This window comes from Pantoea sp. X-Soil-TKNS-1280 (assembly GCF_059730475.1).
This window is the reverse complement of sequence record NZ_AP035962.1, coordinates 4,235,790-4,250,998: the sequence shown is the minus strand read 5'-3', so window position 1 is coordinate 4,250,998 and position 15,209 is coordinate 4,235,790. Positions and strand designations below refer to the sequence as shown.

At 51.7% G+C, this 15,209-nt stretch carries 16 protein-coding genes; 5 read left to right on the top strand and 11 right to left on the bottom strand.

The genetic code is table 11. The annotated features are described in order from the left end of the window. The first annotated feature begins 151 nt into the window (after window positions 1–151). Window positions 152–1,954 carry an NAD-dependent DNA ligase LigB gene (ligB, locus tag AC6I8X_RS19865; RefSeq protein ID WP_497840340.1) on the top strand — a complete coding sequence of 601 codons (1,803 nt, stop codon included), beginning with the start codon at window positions 152–154 and terminating at the stop codon, window positions 1,952–1,954. Here the strand turns inward: ligB and AC6I8X_RS19860 are convergent. The 7 genes from AC6I8X_RS19860 to lpxP all read right to left on the bottom strand — a co-directional run bounded on the left by AC6I8X_RS19860 (window position 1,835) and on the right by lpxP (window position 8,450). Continuing rightward, complete coding sequence (locus AC6I8X_RS19860; protein ID WP_208716941.1) at window positions 1,835–2,452, bottom strand: trimeric intracellular cation channel family protein; 618 nt, start codon at window positions 2,450–2,452, stop codon at window positions 1,835–1,837. The genes ligB and AC6I8X_RS19860 overlap by 120 nt on opposite strands. Window positions 2,453–2,787: 335 nt before the next feature. Then, the gene (locus tag AC6I8X_RS19855) at window positions 2,788–3,435 is read right to left on the bottom strand and encodes an oligosaccharide flippase family protein (RefSeq protein ID WP_299449104.1); all 648 of its coding nucleotides are present in this window, start codon (window positions 3,433–3,435) and stop codon (window positions 2,788–2,790) included. A 75-nt stretch (window positions 3,436–3,510) separates the two neighbouring features. Next, window positions 3,511–3,777, bottom strand: a complete 267-nt coding sequence (locus tag AC6I8X_RS19850; protein WP_313685431.1) for a hypothetical protein — start codon at window positions 3,775–3,777, stop codon at window positions 3,511–3,513. Window positions 3,778–4,213: 436 nt separating this feature from the next. Next, complete coding sequence (locus AC6I8X_RS19845) at window positions 4,214–4,609, bottom strand: polyketide cyclase (RefSeq protein ID WP_313685433.1); 396 nt, start codon at window positions 4,607–4,609, stop codon at window positions 4,214–4,216. A gap of 112 nt (window positions 4,610–4,721) precedes the next feature. Then, window positions 4,722–5,864 carry an alanine racemase gene (locus AC6I8X_RS19840; protein ID WP_497841056.1) on the bottom strand — a complete coding sequence of 381 codons (1,143 nt, stop codon included), beginning with the start codon at window positions 5,862–5,864 and terminating at the stop codon, window positions 4,722–4,724. A gap of 73 nt (window positions 5,865–5,937) precedes the next feature. Next, entirely contained in the window at window positions 5,938–7,359 is a 1,422-nt protein-coding gene (locus tag AC6I8X_RS19835) for an efflux transporter outer membrane subunit (RefSeq protein ID WP_313681738.1), read from the bottom strand. 167 nt (window positions 7,360–7,526) lie between these two features. Then, entirely contained in the window at window positions 7,527–8,450 is a 924-nt protein-coding gene (gene lpxP, locus AC6I8X_RS19830) for a kdo(2)-lipid IV(A) palmitoleoyltransferase (RefSeq protein ID WP_497840339.1), read from the bottom strand. 459 nt (window positions 8,451–8,909) lie between these two features. Between lpxP and AC6I8X_RS19825 the strand changes: the two genes are divergently transcribed. Further along, window positions 8,910–9,446, top strand: a complete 537-nt coding sequence (locus tag AC6I8X_RS19825; RefSeq protein WP_497840338.1) for a hypothetical protein — start codon at window positions 8,910–8,912, stop codon at window positions 9,444–9,446. Between the two features lie 30 nt (window positions 9,447–9,476). On the opposite strand, the gene AC6I8X_RS19820 is transcribed toward AC6I8X_RS19825, so the two are convergent. The 3 genes from AC6I8X_RS19820 to AC6I8X_RS19810 form a co-directional block, all read right to left on the bottom strand. Beyond that, window positions 9,477–10,058 (bottom strand): glycoside hydrolase family 19 protein, encoded by a 582-nt coding sequence (locus AC6I8X_RS19820; protein ID WP_497840337.1) that lies wholly within the window; start codon window positions 10,056–10,058, stop codon window positions 9,477–9,479. A 17-nt stretch (window positions 10,059–10,075) separates the two neighbouring features. After that, the gene (locus AC6I8X_RS19815) at window positions 10,076–10,558 is read right to left on the bottom strand and encodes an Hcp family type VI secretion system effector (protein WP_313681746.1); all 483 of its coding nucleotides are present in this window, start codon (window positions 10,556–10,558) and stop codon (window positions 10,076–10,078) included. 415 nt (window positions 10,559–10,973) lie between these two features. Further along, window positions 10,974–11,837 (bottom strand): YicC/YloC family endoribonuclease, encoded by an 864-nt coding sequence (locus AC6I8X_RS19810; protein ID WP_497840336.1) that lies wholly within the window; start codon window positions 11,835–11,837, stop codon window positions 10,974–10,976. Between the two features lie 150 nt (window positions 11,838–11,987). Here AC6I8X_RS19810 and AC6I8X_RS19805 point away from each other — a divergent pair, with 150 nt between their 5' ends. Then, window positions 11,988–12,431, top strand: coding sequence for a DUF3574 domain-containing protein (locus tag AC6I8X_RS19805; protein ID WP_299449081.1), 444 nt, complete (start codon window positions 11,988–11,990; stop codon window positions 12,429–12,431). A 31-nt stretch (window positions 12,432–12,462) separates the two neighbouring features. On the opposite strand, the gene AC6I8X_RS19800 is transcribed toward AC6I8X_RS19805, so the two are convergent. Beyond that, the gene (locus AC6I8X_RS19800) at window positions 12,463–13,647 is read right to left on the bottom strand and encodes a NupC/NupG family nucleoside CNT transporter (protein ID WP_497841055.1); all 1,185 of its coding nucleotides are present in this window, start codon (window positions 13,645–13,647) and stop codon (window positions 12,463–12,465) included. A 145-nt stretch (window positions 13,648–13,792) separates the two neighbouring features. Here AC6I8X_RS19800 and rph point away from each other — a divergent pair, with 145 nt between their 5' ends. Together rph and pyrE are read left to right on the top strand one after the other, a co-directional pair. After that, the gene (rph, locus tag AC6I8X_RS19795) at window positions 13,793–14,509 is read left to right on the top strand and encodes a ribonuclease PH (RefSeq protein ID WP_497840335.1); all 717 of its coding nucleotides are present in this window, start codon (window positions 13,793–13,795) and stop codon (window positions 14,507–14,509) included. Window positions 14,510–14,558: 49 nt separating this feature from the next. Beyond that, window positions 14,559–15,200, top strand: coding sequence for an orotate phosphoribosyltransferase (pyrE, locus tag AC6I8X_RS19790; RefSeq protein ID WP_208716932.1), 642 nt, complete (start codon window positions 14,559–14,561; stop codon window positions 15,198–15,200). The last annotated feature ends 9 nt before the right edge of the window (window positions 15,201–15,209 follow it).

Sequence of the window (15,209 nt, the reverse complement as noted above, 5' to 3'; positions counted from 1 at the left end):
GCGCATTTCTTTTTTTGTGAGACGGCACCAGGCCTATTGTTCACGGCTGTAAGCGGATAAAAAAACGGCGGAATGTCACCTCCATAATTCGTTTTCTGTGCTGGCAGGCAAGGGCGCCCTGTTCTCCAATTAAGAAAAAAGGAGAGCAAAAATGAAAGGATATAGCGTCTTGTTGTTGTGGCTATTCAGCGCAGGATTGTCGGCTCAGGCGGTCTGCCCCGGTTGGTCGCCGGGACGTGCCGGGCAGGAGATGTCCCGGTTACAAACCCAATTGCGCCACTGGGATGATGCGTACTACCGGCAGGGACAAAATCTGGTCAGTGATGCCGATTACGACAGTTTGCAGCAACGATTACAGAGCTGGCAGCACTGTTTCACATCCTCTCAGGACGCTTATGTTGCCCTCCCCACAACGGATGGCAGTACGCAGCATCAGGTGGCGCACACCGGCTTACGCAAACTGCGTGATAAGCGAGCCGTTGTTGACTGGATGCAGGATAAGTCCGATCTGTGGGTGCAACCGAAGGTTGATGGTGTGGCTATCACCCTGGTTTATCGGCAGGGACAGTTGGTATCGATGGTGAGCCGGGGAGATGGCTGGCGAGGTGAAGACTGGCATGAGAAGGCCACACAGATTCCGGCCATTCCTCAACAGATCAACACGACGCTGGAGGAGGTCGTGCTGCAGGGGGAATTGTTCCTGCAAATGAACGATCATCAACAGGCGCGTGACGGTGGCAGGAATGCTCGTGCGCAGGTTGCGGGTGCGATGATGCGTCGCGAAACAAGCCCGCTACTGGCTCAACTGGGTGTTTTTGTCTGGGCCTGGCCGGATGGCCCGGCAACCATGGAGGAACGGCTGACGCAATTATCGCGCTGGGGATTTGGTCTGTCGCAGCGCTGGAGCGAACCTGTCCATGATGAGGACGATGTCGAAAGCTGGCGTGACCGCTGGTTTCACGGGGCGTTGCCGTTCGTGACGGATGGTATTGTGATCCACCAGTCACCTGGTCGCAGGGGGCGAGACTGGCAACCTGGGATGGGGGACTGGTCTGCGGCGTGGAAGTATCAACCCGCAGAGGTCAGCAGTGAAGTCCGCTCCGTGGAGTTCAATGTCGGGCGTACCGGGAAAATCGCGGTAGTGCTAAACCTTATCCCGGTACAGCTGGATGATAAAACCGTACGCCGGGTCAATCTCGGGTCGCTGCGACGCTGGCGTGAGCTGGATGTGATTGCAGGAGATCAGGTCACACTGACTCTCGCCGGGTTGGGTATTCCACATATCGAACGGGTGATATGGCGCGTGGCGCAGCGTGAGTACCCGCCAGCGCCGCAAAGCGGGGAGTTTAACGAACTTACTTGTCTGACATTCAATACATCCTGCCGTGCGCAATTCCTTTCGCGTCTGAGCTGGCTCGGCGAGAAATCTGTATTGAATATTCATGGTGTACATCGCAGCAGCTGGCAACGTCTGATGGACAGCGGAACTATCACGCATCTGTTTTCCTGGCTGGACCTCACGCCAGAACAAATTTCGCAGGTGGCGGGGATTTCAGCGGCACGCGCACAGCAAATCTGGCACCGTTTTAATCTGACGCGACATCAACCTCTGCGCAGATGGGTGATTGCACTGGGTTTACCGATACCCCGCGCGGCATTGCAGGCCATGCCCGACAGTCAGTGGCAGCAGTTACAGGCGCGAACGGTTGAGAGCTGGCAACAATTACCAGGTATAGGTAGCACTCTGGCACAGCGGCTGGTGGCGATGCTGCAGGATCAACACCTGCAGCAACTCATTACTTTCCTGCAGCAACAGGACATCCCCGCAGGTGCGTCAATGATCGGGGTGGGGGTAGTTGAAAATGGGCAAGCCGAGGCGGAAACGCAGCGCCAGCAGGCGAGCGATAAAACCAAACAACAGGGTGATGATCACCACCACCTCATTCGCCAGTGAGGTTTTCAGCAGCAGGATATAGAGCCAGCCAGAAGCGAACGCGATACCGGCATACAGCTCTTTCTGGAACACCAGCGGAATGCGGTTGCAGAACATATCGCGCAGTACGCCGCCAAATACTCCGGTAATCACCGCGCTGATGGCGGCAATTACCGCGGCATGGCCGCCATCCAGCGCCACCTGAGCACCAATGATGGAAAAGACCACCAGGCCCAGGGCATCCAGTACCAGAAAAGCTTTACGCAGGTGATTCATCAGTGGGGCCACCACCGTCGTCACCACGGCAGCAGCGGCCACAATCATGATGTATTCGGGATGCTTGACCCAACCCAGCGGATAATGGCCGAGCAGGATATCGCGTACTGAACCGCCACCGATGGCTGTGACGGAGGCGATAATAATGACACCAAACAGGTCCATTTTTCGCCTGCCCGCCGCCAGCGCGCCGGTCATCGCTTCGGCGGTGATACCAATAATGTAGAGAACGGTTAACAGCATAGAGCACTCCAGATGATTGGCGGCAAGGCTAAAGATTTCCCAGAGTGTAGACCACTGAGATTTTCTAAAACAGCCTCATCGGATTAGCTTATTTGATAATGGTAGCGTGATTGGGCTTATTTTTTGGGGTTTGATGAGAGGTGGTTTCATATTCGCATTATAAAAAATGATGCGAATTTCGAATTCCGAAGCAGGGGGAAGGGTGATTGTCGGCCTTTGCCTGAGTGGCTATGAGGAAAAGTGGTGGCAGAGAGAAAAGAAAAAAGCGTGCTGGCTAGCAGCACGCGAACGCATCTTCTCAGATGCCCAGAGCCCACCATACAGACTTGTTTTTATTATCCGTTTCTTGCTCGCACATCGGCGAAGCTTTTCAGGCTAAAACGGTACTCTGGCTGAAACCAGGAGCGGCCGTAGTAGCAGTAGACCAGCATGCGGATTGAAACCATCGCCAGGTAGCCCCAGATGGCGCACAGCACAGAGGGTGTCAGCCAGACGGTGAATAGCGTCACGCCCAAACCCACCAGCACCGATGATGTTTCCGTAAACGCAATCCGTGTGAATTGTTTTTCCCGTTGTAATATGGCGCGATAATGTTGCCCCTGGGGAATAATGATAAAAATTACCGATATCATTTCCAGCATAACTGCCAACTCAGGTTGGTTCATCATGCGGCTAAAAATATCACTACCAATAAACAGTACGGCGAAAATTAACAATCCGAATAATACATTGCCCCAATATAATACGGAGAGATCGCTTTCGCTTAAATTCTGGTTTCTGATGGCTGAGTTACCAAATCCACGATCGGATAACGTATCAATAACCAACAAACAAGCGATAGCGATCGCAAGTAAATTTAATTCATTTGCCTGTAGTATTTGTGCCAGAAGGGACAGTTGTAATACACCAATACCGACAATTTTAATTGATGACAATATTGACCACTTGGTTGGGCCGGTCAGGCTTCTTTCTCGTATCGTCATAATCTGCTCGTTATGGTACATGTACCAGTGCAAATTGAGGGTCGCCCGGGCAGCAAGGCCAGAGCACAGATTTCATCAATGCAGCGAATCCTGGCGCAATCCTGAAATGCCTTTCAGCGATTGCCATGTAATGATGCATTCAATTAAATGATGTTCTGAACTTAAATAAATGCCCCTGGTGTGTAATTGTTTTTGTGTCAGGGCAGTATCGCCTCCGGTCAGGAGGAAATCCGCCAGATCACAATAAAATCCTTTTTCATTATTATATTCTCCAACCAGAATCCGTCTGGCTATCTCAACGAATTCTTTTTCTGACAATAAAGGATAGGTTGAGCGGTCCATGTTATTACCCTGCTGTTGTTATTATTAAGTGCTGCTGTGTGTAAGGGAGTTATACCGTGTTTTATTTAAATTAACACCATAAGAAAACTCCTATAAATGAGACTCAGGAATAAATGGTTTCAGACTTTGCATCAGTATATATAAGCGCAGCGATGTATTATTTATTAGTCTTTTTTGTCATTGCTCTGACCGACTAAAAGCATCAATTTGCTCTGCTCAGAAAAACGATGAAAAATCAGCGATGCTGGGCCAGGTCGCTGACTCCCACACCAGGAATTTTCCTGGTATGGAACCGTTAGCCAGACTGGTGATTAGCAGGGGAGACAGCCATAAAAAGTACGGAATTGTTAAACGCTTTGCTGTAAAAAAATTGTTTAATCGTGCCGATTACGACCAACTTAACCTTAAGGAGGTGGTCGTTTATAATTTATTGATTCTAATGGGTTAATAAGTGAAGAAGGTTATCCAGATCACGTTTAACCCAGGCCACATCCTGTGCAAACTTGTCATCAGACATCAGTGGCTGGCGATAAACCACCATCACCACCTCGGCCCCCTGTTCATTAGCAATCACCCGCATAGGCATATAGATCTCTTTACCGATGCCGGTATCAATCCAGTGATCCATCACGCCAAAGGGGTTATACGGTGTAAAACGAATCTTCACCGTGCCTTCCGGTCCTTTGGCTTTCCAGACATTCCCATCCTGCGTTAGCGTGCTGCTACTTAGCCCGCTCGCCCATTTCGCGAAAAACTCAGGTTTCCAGATGGTTTCATATAAATCTAACCAATTACGTGGAATGGTCAGAGTCACAGTCTGAGATGGCAGCATGGGACCTCCTGTTGAGCGAACAAAGAGGCATTAAAGCATGTGAAAACCGGGCTGGAAACGGCCCGGTTCTGGAAGTGTGGTGCAGAAGGTGTTTCCGGAAAAAGCGCAGCGGTTAAATGAACTTGCCGCGTCCTTCTATATTAAGCACTTCAGCCTGGCCATCAGCATCGCGCAACACAAAGCGGTCGGACTGCGCAACTACGGCGCAGCTATGGTTGGGGAAGATGCGTAATAGCGTGCCGGGTGACGGAGCCTGTTGGCCGAATTGCAGGAATCCATGTTCCTCCGACAGTTTCACTACCTCAAACTGGTTACCCTGTTCATCAACCGCGATACCGAAGCCGCTGGCATTGGTGCCATGCGGGCCTTTATCTGAACTGAGCATCTTGGATCCGGCATCAATAATGGCGTAATGCGGGTTTACCGCCACAACACGGGTGACCACGCTTAATGCCAGTGCATCCGGTGAACACAACCCTAAACGCCATGCCGTAAGATCGAGCAGCGCATAGTTTCCCGGACGGATTTCATCCGTCCCTGGCGCCACCGGAGCTGCCAGAGCCGTAGGTGTAGAGCCGACGGAGACAGGACAGGGAGCAAACCCCGCAGCAATCAGACGTTGCTGAACATCACGCATCAGCGCGATTTCCTCCAGGGCTACCTCACCGATGGCAGCCGGATGACCGGCACCGTAGGCGTGGCCAGCGTGGGAAACCAGTCCAGCGAACGGCAGATGCGCATCGGTGATGGCTGCGGCCAGCTTCAGCGCGGCATCACTATGAGGATCAACCCCCACGCGATGCAATCCAACATCCACTTTGATGGCGATAGCCAGATCAGCAGACGGCTGCTGCTGGTGCGCCGCAGCAATTGCTGCCACACCACTCAGGCTATCGGCAATGCAGGTAATCCGTGCCTGATTCTCCACCGCGACCTGCAGCAACTCTGTCAGGGTGTCGGCGTACACAATTGGGTAAGCCAGCAGCAGGTCACGCTCTCCGCCTAAAATAAAAGCCACCCCTTCGCTCGGTTTGGAAACCGTAATGCCGCGAGCGCCAAGAGCGCGTTGTTGTCGGGCGATCCAGACACTTTTATGGGTTTTGATATGAGGCCGTAGCGCAACACCAGCCGCATCGGCTTTTTGTTGCATCTGCTGGAGATTGTTTAGCAGTCGCGCTGCATCAATTTCCAGAAAGGGGGTAAGTCTGTCAGCAATAAGAGGCCGCAACCAGCCAGCCTCAGCATCGTGTTCCATCATGATTGTCCGCCGGTTAATCCACTGAGCGGACCATCATTCATCATCGCGCGGCAGAATGCCAGTCATGCGCTTAACTGTGTGGTGCAGTCTCGCTGTTCTGGAACCCGCCACCCAGATCTTCAATCAACACCACCGCCAGATTGATCTGCTGAGCTTTCAGCGCAGCCAGCTTCTGATCAGATTCGATTAACTGATTCTGAATGGTCAGCACGTCAAGATAAGGACGCAGGCCCGCCGCATATTCACGATTCAGGTCGTCCCAGGAACTGTGAATCAGCTGATCGGCGCTTTCCTGCTGGGCCAGCTGGTCCTGAATGGACTGCAACTGGGTGATGGTATCGCTGACATTACCCAGTGAGCTGATCAACAACTTGTTGTACTGCGCGACAGCCAGATCCCAGTTGGCGTTGCTTTCAGCTAAATCAGCGCGGCGTTTACCGGCATCGAAAATCGGCAGGGACAGGCTGGGTCCGACATTAAAGAAACGACTCGGTGCACCGAACAAGGCATCGCCCAGCAGCGAACGTGTCCCGGCTTCCGCCACCAGGTTGATGTTGGGATAGAACTCGGTTTTGGTCGCGGCAATGTCTTTCGCCGATGCTTCTACACGCCAGCGTGCAGCCACCACATCCGGGCGTCGGCCCAGCAAATCGGCGGGAATGCTACCCGGCAGCAGGGCCGCGGTCGGGACATTCAGTTTCGCTGGTTTCAGGTTATGCCAGTAATCCGGCCCTTTGCCGATCAGGATGGAAAGCTGTATGCCCGCATCAGTCACGTTCTGCTGCGCTTCAGTCAGGGTTGCTTCGGCGGTTTTTTGCTGTGACAGCGCCTGCTTGTATTGATAGTCCGACGTCAGTCCGGCAGCAACATATTGCTGCTGGATTTTAGCAATGCCGTTGGCACGATCGGCGGCCTGTTTTGCCAGGTCGGCATTGGTCCAGGCCAGATTGAGGTTGTTCCAGGCGCGCGTTACGTTAGCGGCCAGAGTTAGCTGGCTGGCCTGACGATCCAGCTCGCTGGCGCGAGCCTGACCAAGTGCAGCTTCAGCGGCATCTTTCTTCCCGCCCCATAAATCAAAGGTGTAGCTCAGGCCAACATTGGCAGTGCGCAGCGTGCTATAGCTTTTGCCCTGCAGCAGTGGATCGTCCACTTTTGCGATGCGTGAACGGGTGATACCGGCGTTGAGGTCAACATCCGGATAACGTTCTGCGTTGGCGGCAATAACCTGCGCATTGGCTTTATCAGCCTGGGCGTTTACCACCTGCAAGTCCGGGCTGGAGGCCATCGCATCACCAATCAGGTGATTAAGCTGAGGATCGCCAAAGCTCTGCCACCACTGCGTTTTCGGCCAGTTGGCAGCGCTGAAATGCGCATTTTTCAATGTGTCTTGTGCCTGTAAGCTATTGGCATCAAGCATATGGTTGCTGGTATGTAAGCCATGAGGATTCGCACAACCTGTCAGCAGCGCGCTGGCAACAGCAATTGCGAGCATTGCTTGCCGAGGTGAAGAAAAAAACAGAGTCATATATTTGGTCAGGAAGAGGAAATGGTGACCATTACAAAAGGCTGTGCAAAATTTGACAAACCTGTTTTTCGTTAAGAATGGTTGTTAAATGTTTTTGGCAGGTAAATCAGCAGGCCGCAGCCTGCTGCATTTGATCAGACGTAGAGCGATGCTTCACCCGGTGGGCGGGTTTTGAAACGGCGATGCAGCCAGAGATATTGCTCCGGCGCACGCAGAATTTCGCGCTCGATCACTTTATTCATGTAGGCAGCGGCGGCGGACTCATCGTCATGCGGATAGTTTTCCAGTTCCGGCTGGATGATTAGCTGGTAGCCATTTTTCTGCGGATTACGAATCAGCACGATAGTCAGCATCGCCGGACGAGCCAGACGCGACAGCACAAAGGTACCGTTAGTGGTGGCGGCTTTCTCTACAGCGAACAGAGGAGCAAACACGCTGCCCTTCGGACCGTAATCCTGATCCGGAGCGAACCATACCGCTTCGCCTTGTTTCAGCGCCTGCACCATGCCGCGTAGATCGCGACGATCAATCATGGCTTTATTGGAACGCATGCGGCCTTTGGTTTGCGCCCATTCCATTGCCTGATTGTTGTGTTTGCGGTACATCGCCATCATGGGCTGACACAACCCGGTGATGCGACCTCCCAGCTCAAGCGACATGAAATGCACGCCAATAACCATCACGCCACGTTTATGGTCCTGTGCCGTATGCAGGTTATCCATGCCATTGACCTGGAACAACTGACGCACCCGGCGGTCGGACCAAAACCAGGCAATGCCAGTTTCCGCCAGTGCCATGCCCAGCGAGGCAAAGTTGCCCGCAATCATCATCTCTTTTTCTTCTTCACTGATGCGTGGGAAGCACAATTCAATGTTGCGACGGGTAATGCGCTCGCGGCGTTTCAGGAAGCGCCGTGACAGCTTGCCCGCGGTAGCGCCAAGACGAATCAGTATCGGATAAGGAAGCTGCACCAGCAGCCATAACACACCCAGCCCAAACCAGGTAAACCAGTAGCGCGGGTGGAGGAGTTTAGAGCAGAACTGCCCGGTTTTTTTCATAATGCCTTCATGTGATAAGTGGGTGTATCGCACAAAGAAGCAGGTCCATGAGTTCCCAAGGCGGTACAGCAGTCTTAAATTCGACCGGAAGATTAGCAAATAGTGCCCCCAAAAAAACCTAAAGTCTGCAATCCTGAGGATTGATCGGTTTCATTGAGTGGGTGATTTTCACGAATATTTTCGGTGAGAATATACAGATTTATCTTGAATTACAGCAAATTATACCTGAATCGGGTGATTCTTAGCGTAAGCGAAGCGGAGAATAAATGTGCCATAAAGACATGGATGGGTACGTATCTTTACGCATTATTTACGTTGCGCGATGAAAAAAATCGACTAGCGAACAGAAATGCGGCTGATTCAGCACTAAGGCCTGACAGACTGTGGGGGGATGAGCACAGAAATACATGTTCACGGATGGTATCCTTTGGCCCGGTCTACTATGAGGGAATATAGGAAATGAAAAAGGGTATGTTGATAGCTATGCTGCTGGCGTTTTCTGGCACGGGCCAGGCGGCGGAGAAAGTGTTCACCGGGCCGGACTGTTCGAAGGATACGGATGCGAGGATAGTGGGTGGAATCACGGATAGCCTAAATGAAAATTCGGAAACATCGCTAACACTAAATAAATATTTTAAAGAAATTATTGGTAAGGGTGTCACCAGAAAAATCATCCGTCTTTCTTCCGAAAAAATAAGTAAAGAAGAGGCTGAACGGCTGATGTATCGACGGGCGAAAAGAGACGGCTTTTCCGCAGCGGATATTGAAAAAAGCGGCATGAGGGTTCAATATCTGAAGATGGATTTATACAGACAATATTATCTTATTGAATCCAGTAAAGGATTTAAGGCAATCGCTGAATATTACTCAGCGGTGGCCAAGGGTAATTGGCCTGAAGATGATAAAGAAGCTCAAGCCTGTGGGGTGGATTTGGAAAAAATATATGTAATTTCTGACACCATTGAAGGTCATACATATGATTTTTCTTCCCGATAAAGAATAAAGGGGCGATGCCCCTTTTATTTGCTAAAGGAGTAGTATTTTTTTGATTCTGCGTAATGCCTGTTCCCGATGCTCCTTGCCATTATCACCACCATTTATCCTGTACGTTATAGTGTCAAAGTCATCCAGGTCAGCATAACTGTTTAGCCCCTTCGAATCCCAAAATTCACAAGCGGTTCTGACTGCCAGTGAATAATCACTGGCAACCCTCTCAGGATATTCAACCAGATTTTCATCTAATTTTCGGCTTAATTTCTGGTAATTATCGCGCCCGGTCAGATGCAGTAACCCTCTGCCGATATACTTCGGACCATCGCCGGGATAGTGGTTGCCCACCCGCTGTCCGGCTCGTGTATCAGGTTCATATTCTTTACCGCCGCGTGCGGGGTACTCTGTCATGGCGGTAAAGTCAGCTGTTTCTACGCAGGATTGCGCCAAAAAATGCGCTACACGAAGTTTTGTTGTGATGCTATAAGCTGGAAACCAGCAGTTCATCGCTGGAGCAAGTGCCTGAATATTGGTGTTCTGGGCGTCCCGCTTTTGCAGGTTGCTCCTGTAGGGCTGAGCGATTCTGTGAAGCAATTCCGGGGTAATCTGGATGTTCATATGCGTGAATCTCCTTTTCAGATCTCGCGGTTTTCCTTGATGTTCCAGCCCGTAGAGGTCTGCGGGCCTTTCCCGCCGTTGGCAGCCTGCTCCCAATAGGCATAATTGATTTTTGCTGCCTGAAAGCCATAGCGCATAGCTATACCGTCTGGTCCCTGACTGCCGCTGAAATTAATATCGGTCATCAGCACATCCTCCAGCGTGATCAGGCAATATTCCATCTGCGTTCCACCCGCTTTACAGCTGACGACTTCCACTTTGCTGATATGCTTGCCACTGGCGCAGTATTTCAATAGCGGAGGTGTGGCGCGATCAATGTAGGCGACGACGCTGAGATCTTTAAAACTCACCTTACCAGCCCCTCCGCCTCCTCCGGTATGCATATTGCCAGGTTGGGATGCTCCCCAGGTAAAATACAGAATATCGATCCAGCCCTGATGGTCTGCATCCTGAGATTCGCCACTGATACCATCGACGCGCATAAATAAGCTTGATGCCATGCTTAAACTCCTTTTTATTAATAAACGCGTTAAGAACCAATAGAATTGACAGGTGAATGAGAAAGTCGCCTTTGAGCTATGATGGTATTTCAGGTGTCAGAGTACGGCAAGGGTTGTGAGTTTGTTAATTACCTTGATGTTTTTCTGAATATGATGCGTGGTAAAATGTTCTGCTAATACCTGCGGGGCCAGCTTTCCGTGGTGTAAGGACGTTTACGTTAATTTCAATAATTAATTTTATTTTTTTTGGTTCATGAGTTTGTCATGAATTTATCAGTCATGCATCATTTCGGGTGGAGTGAGAAAATATATCTGCCTTTGATTTTTATTTTGTCTGCCCGGTCTTGTTGTTTTTTTATTAAAAATATAAAACCCACTAAAAAGTGGGTTTTAGCGATTAAATCTCTGTAATTTCTTATTCAATATTCTGAATCTGCTCACGCATCTGCTCAATCAACACTTTCAGCTCAATCGCAGAAGCCGTGATATCGGCGTTAATCGATTTCGACGCCAGCGTATTCGATTCGCGGTTGAATTCCTGCATCATAAAGTCGAGGCGACGGCCGACCGCTTCCTTCTTCTTCAGGATGTTGTATGTCTCTTTAACATGCGCATCGAGGCGGTCCAGTTCTTCTGCCACATCAATGCGCTGCGCCATCATCACCAGTTCCTGTTCCAGACGGTTGTTCTCCAGCTGGACTTCGGCTTCTTCCAGTTTGGTGACCAGACGCTCGCGCTGCCACTTCAGTACTTCCGGCATTTGCGTCCGTACTTTGCTGACTTCCTGGCTTACGCCATCAAGGCGTTGTTCGATCAACGTCTTCAGCGCGGCACCCTCTGATTCGCGTGCGGCGATAAAGTCATCCAGCGCACCGTCCAGAGCGGCCAGCAGCTCGGCATTGATAGCGTCGAGATCCTGCTCTTTGGCGGACATCACACCCGGCCAGCGCAGAATATCCAGCGGATTGATCGCACCTTCATCACTCTGCAATTTGACCCAGTTAGCCGCCTGAACCAGCTGTTTTGCCAGCGATTCGTTCAGAATCAGTTCGCCTTGTGAACCTGGATCGGCATCGAAACGCAGGTTGCACTCGATCTTGCCGCGCGTCAGCCGATTGCGGATGCGCTCGCGAATCACTGGCTCCAGGCTGCGGAACTGCTCCGGCAGGCGGATGTAGGTTTCAAGGTAGCGCTGGTTAACGGAACGTAGCTCCCAGGCGGCGCTGCCCCAGTGGCCTTTGGCTTCGCGACGTGCATAAGCGGTCATACTACGGATCATAAGCGACACTCGTGTGAAGAAAATTTAGTGAATTATAGCGAGGTACGCTTTGGCATGACAGGTAAAAGCCTGCAATACAGGCGCTAAGCACTGGCCTTTTCGTACCAGAGACCTATGATAGCGACGGGCATTCAGTTCAGGGAAATCTGTATGGCAACAAAATTTATCACATCTTTTGCATTGGCATTGCTGCTGGCAGGCTGCCAGACACACCCCACGACAATAACGCAATCGGCACCGACCAGTACGCCAATGCCGGTTTGTGCCGGTGGTGACATGATGATGCAGACCACATTGTGGTTCGGCATGAGTAAGCCACAGGGGGGGACGGTGAGTGAGCAGGAGTGGCAACACTTTGTCGATAGTGATGTGACGCCGCGTTTCAAAGATGGGCTCTCAGTCTATAACGCGAAAGGGCAGTGGCTGGGGGAGAATGGCAAGCTGGCGCGTGAAAACAGCAAAGCGCTGATGCTGATTCATACGCCAGATCGCGCCAGCTCAGACAACATCAACGCATTGCGCGATATCTACAAAAAACGCTTCAGTCAGGAATCGGTGATGCGTGTTGATGGCCTGGTTTGCGTTGGCTTCTAAGAAAATGGCGACTCAGGGTCGCCATTATTTATCAGATAAACAATCCGGCAAAGGCCGCCGAAAGCAAACTGACCAGCGTTGAACCGTATACCAGTTTCCAGCCAAACCGCGATACAACATTACCCTGCGCTTCGTTCAGCCCTTTAATCGCACCGGCGACAATACCGATTGAGGCAAAGTTAGCGAACGATACCAGGAACACCGACAAAATCCCCAGACCGCGTGGCGTCATCTCTGCAGCGACTTTCTTCAACTCGATCATAGCCACAAACTCATTCGCCACCAGTTTGGTCGCCATGATGCTGGCTGCCTGCAAGGCATCGGCCGATGGAATGCCGATTAACCAGGCAAACGGATAAAACACATAACCGAGTAACTGCTGGAAGCTGTAGCCAAATACGGCGGCGAACAGCGCGTTCACGGCAGCAATCAGCGCAATAAAGCCAATCAGCATCGCCAGAATAATCATCGCGACTTTGAAACCAGCGAGAATGTATTCGCCCAGCATTTCAAAGAAACTCTGATCCTCATGCAATTTATCCAGTGCGATATGTTCTTCGTCCTGGGCACGCGTTGGGTTGATGATCGACAGGATGATAAAGGTACTGAACATATTCAGCAGCAGCGCGGCAACGACGTATTTTGCCTCGATCATCGTCATATACGCGCCAACGATGGAGAGCGACACGGTAGACATTGCCGTTGCTGCCATGGTGTAGAGGCGGGGTGCGGAAATATCGCCCAGGATGCCTTTATAGGCGATGAAGTTTTCTGACTGACCCAGAATCAATGTGCTGACGGCATTGAAAGATTCCAGCTTGCCCATGCCGTTGACCTTCGACAGCAGGGTGCCCACCAGGCGAATCAGCAGCGGCAGAATGCGCCAGTGTTGCAGAATGCCGATCAGCGCAGAAATAAACACAATCGGGCAAAGTACGCCGAGGAAAATAAATGCCAGGCCCTGTTTGCTCATGCCGCCAAACACGAAATCGCTGCCCTGTGCGGCGAACGTCAGCAGGGTTTCGAAGAAGCCACCGACGGAGCTAACCACCGCCAGGCCACTGGCGGAGTGCAGGAAAAACCAGCCCAGCGCTGCTTCCACCAGCAGCAATTGAATAATATAACGCGGACGAATTTGTTTGCGGTCATGACTGACCAGCAGCGCGAGGGCAAAGATCACCACCAGCGCCAGCAGGAAATGGAGTATCGCTGTCATCATTTATCTTTTTTAAGAGGGAAAGCGCGCATTTAGCCACAGTGCGGGCAGAATTTCATCTGTGATTGTGCCGCCGCAGGACAGGACAGCCGCGGAGGAAGTCCGTATAATGCGCAGCCAAACCTAAGTAAGCCGGAGAGAAACCATGCGTCCAGCAGGCCGACACGTCAACCAGGTGCGTCCCGTCACCCTCACTCGTCACTACACCAAACATGCCGAAGGCTCGGTTCTCGTTGAGTTCGGCGAAACCAAAGTGCTGTGCACTGCCACCGTTGACGAAGGCGTACCGCGTTTCCTCAAAGGTCAGGGGCAGGGCTGGGTAACAGCCGAATACGGTATGTTGCCGCGTTCTACCCACAGCCGTATGGCGCGTGAAGCGGCCAAAGGCAAGCAGGGTGGCCGCACGCTGGAGATTCAGCGTCTGATCGCCCGTTCACTGCGTGCTGCAGTGGATTTGCAGGCGCTGGGCGAATACACCATCACGCTGGATTGTGACGTGATTCAGGCTGACGGCGGCACGCGCACCGCGTCCATTACCGGTGCCTGTGTGGCTTTGGCTGATGCGCTGAATAAGCTGGTGGCCGATGGCAAACTGAAAGTCAGCCCGTTAAAAGGCATGGTTGCCGCCATTTCTGTTGGCATCGTTGAAGGCGAAGCCCGTTGCGATCTTGAGTACGTGGAAGACTCCGCCGCTGAGACCGATATGAACGTGGTGATGCTGGAAGATGGCCGCATGATTGAAGTGCAGGGCACCGCAGAAGGCGAGCCGTTCAGTCATGAAGAGTTGCTGGAGTTGCTGGCGCTGGCGCGCGGCGGTATTGAGCAGCTGATTCAGACGCAGAAAGCGGCGTTAGCAGATTGATGTAACAGGCGACCACAGAGTCGCCTTTTCTTTATTTGAGGAGTGAGAAATGAAAGCCTGGCAGCGTCAGTTTATTGAGTTCGCCCTGAACAAAGGGGTATTGAAGTTTGGTGAGTTCACCCTGAAATCGGGACGCAAAAGTCCTTATTTCTTCAATGCCGGTCTGTTTAATACCGGGCGCGATTTGGCGTTATTAGGCCGTTTTTACGCTCAGGCGCTGGTGGACGGTGGGGTTGATTTTGACCTGCTGTTTGGCCCGGCCTACAAAGGCATCCCGATTGCCACGACCACGGCCGTCGCGCTGGCCGATCACCATGACCGCGATGTGCCTTACTGCTTTAACCGCAAAGAAGCGAAAGATCACGGCGAAGGTGGTTTGCTGGTTGGTAGCCCGTTGCAGGGGAAAGTGATGCTGGTGGATGACGTTATCACCGCCGGTACCGCGATTCGTGAATCCATGGATATCATCAATGCTCACAACGCCACCCTGGCTGGCGTGCTGATTTCCCTTGATCGTCAGGAGCGAGGCCGCAGCGATATCTCCGCGATTCAGGAAGTGGAACGCGATTACAGCTGCAAAGTTACCGCGATTATTACCCTGGCTGAGTTGATTGATTATCTGGAAGAGAAACCGGAGATGGCGGACCACCTGGCGAAGGTGCGTGCGTATCGTAAAGAGTACGGGATTTAAGGACTAACG

What these genes read in the sequence shown, in the direction of transcription:
- lpxP (WP_497840339.1), bottom strand. Translation starts at nt 8,450, where the DNA reads ATGAAAAAAACCGGGCAGTTCTGCTCTAAACTCCTCCACCCGCGCTAC.
- AC6I8X_RS19855 (WP_299449104.1), bottom strand. Translation starts at nt 3,435, where the DNA reads ATGACGATACGAGAAAGAAGCCTGACCGGCCCAACCAAGTGGTCAATA.
- pyrE (WP_208716932.1), top strand. Translation starts at nt 14,559, where the DNA reads ATGAAAGCCTGGCAGCGTCAGTTTATTGAGTTCGCCCTGAACAAAGGG.
- AC6I8X_RS19835 (WP_313681738.1), bottom strand. Translation starts at nt 7,359, where the DNA reads ATGCTCGCAATTGCTGTTGCCAGCGCGCTGCTGACAGGTTGTGCGAAT.
- AC6I8X_RS19800 (WP_497841055.1), bottom strand. Translation starts at nt 13,647, where the DNA reads ATGACAGCGATACTCCATTTCCTGCTGGCGCTGGTGGTGATCTTTGCC.
- AC6I8X_RS19820 (WP_497840337.1), bottom strand. Translation starts at nt 10,058, where the DNA reads ATGAACATCCAGATTACCCCGGAATTGCTTCACAGAATCGCTCAGCCC.
- AC6I8X_RS19815 (WP_313681746.1), bottom strand. Translation starts at nt 10,558, where the DNA reads ATGGCATCAAGCTTATTTATGCGCGTCGATGGTATCAGTGGCGAATCT.
- AC6I8X_RS19845 (WP_313685433.1), bottom strand. Translation starts at nt 4,609, where the DNA reads ATGCTGCCATCTCAGACTGTGACTCTGACCATTCCACGTAATTGGTTA.
- rph (WP_497840335.1), top strand. Translation starts at nt 13,793, where the DNA reads ATGCGTCCAGCAGGCCGACACGTCAACCAGGTGCGTCCCGTCACCCTC.
- ligB (WP_497840340.1), top strand. Translation starts at nt 152, where the DNA reads ATGAAAGGATATAGCGTCTTGTTGTTGTGGCTATTCAGCGCAGGATTG.
- AC6I8X_RS19810 (WP_497840336.1), bottom strand. Translation starts at nt 11,837, where the DNA reads ATGATCCGTAGTATGACCGCTTATGCACGTCGCGAAGCCAAAGGCCAC.
- AC6I8X_RS19805 (WP_299449081.1), top strand. Translation starts at nt 11,988, where the DNA reads ATGGCAACAAAATTTATCACATCTTTTGCATTGGCATTGCTGCTGGCA.
- AC6I8X_RS19825 (WP_497840338.1), top strand. Translation starts at nt 8,910, where the DNA reads ATGAAAAAGGGTATGTTGATAGCTATGCTGCTGGCGTTTTCTGGCACG.
- AC6I8X_RS19850 (WP_313685431.1), bottom strand. Translation starts at nt 3,777, where the DNA reads ATGGACCGCTCAACCTATCCTTTATTGTCAGAAAAAGAATTCGTTGAG.
- AC6I8X_RS19860 (WP_208716941.1), bottom strand. Translation starts at nt 2,452, where the DNA reads ATGCTGTTAACCGTTCTCTACATTATTGGTATCACCGCCGAAGCGATG.
- AC6I8X_RS19840 (WP_497841056.1), bottom strand. Translation starts at nt 5,864, where the DNA reads ATGGAACACGATGCTGAGGCTGGCTGGTTGCGGCCTCTTATTGCTGAC.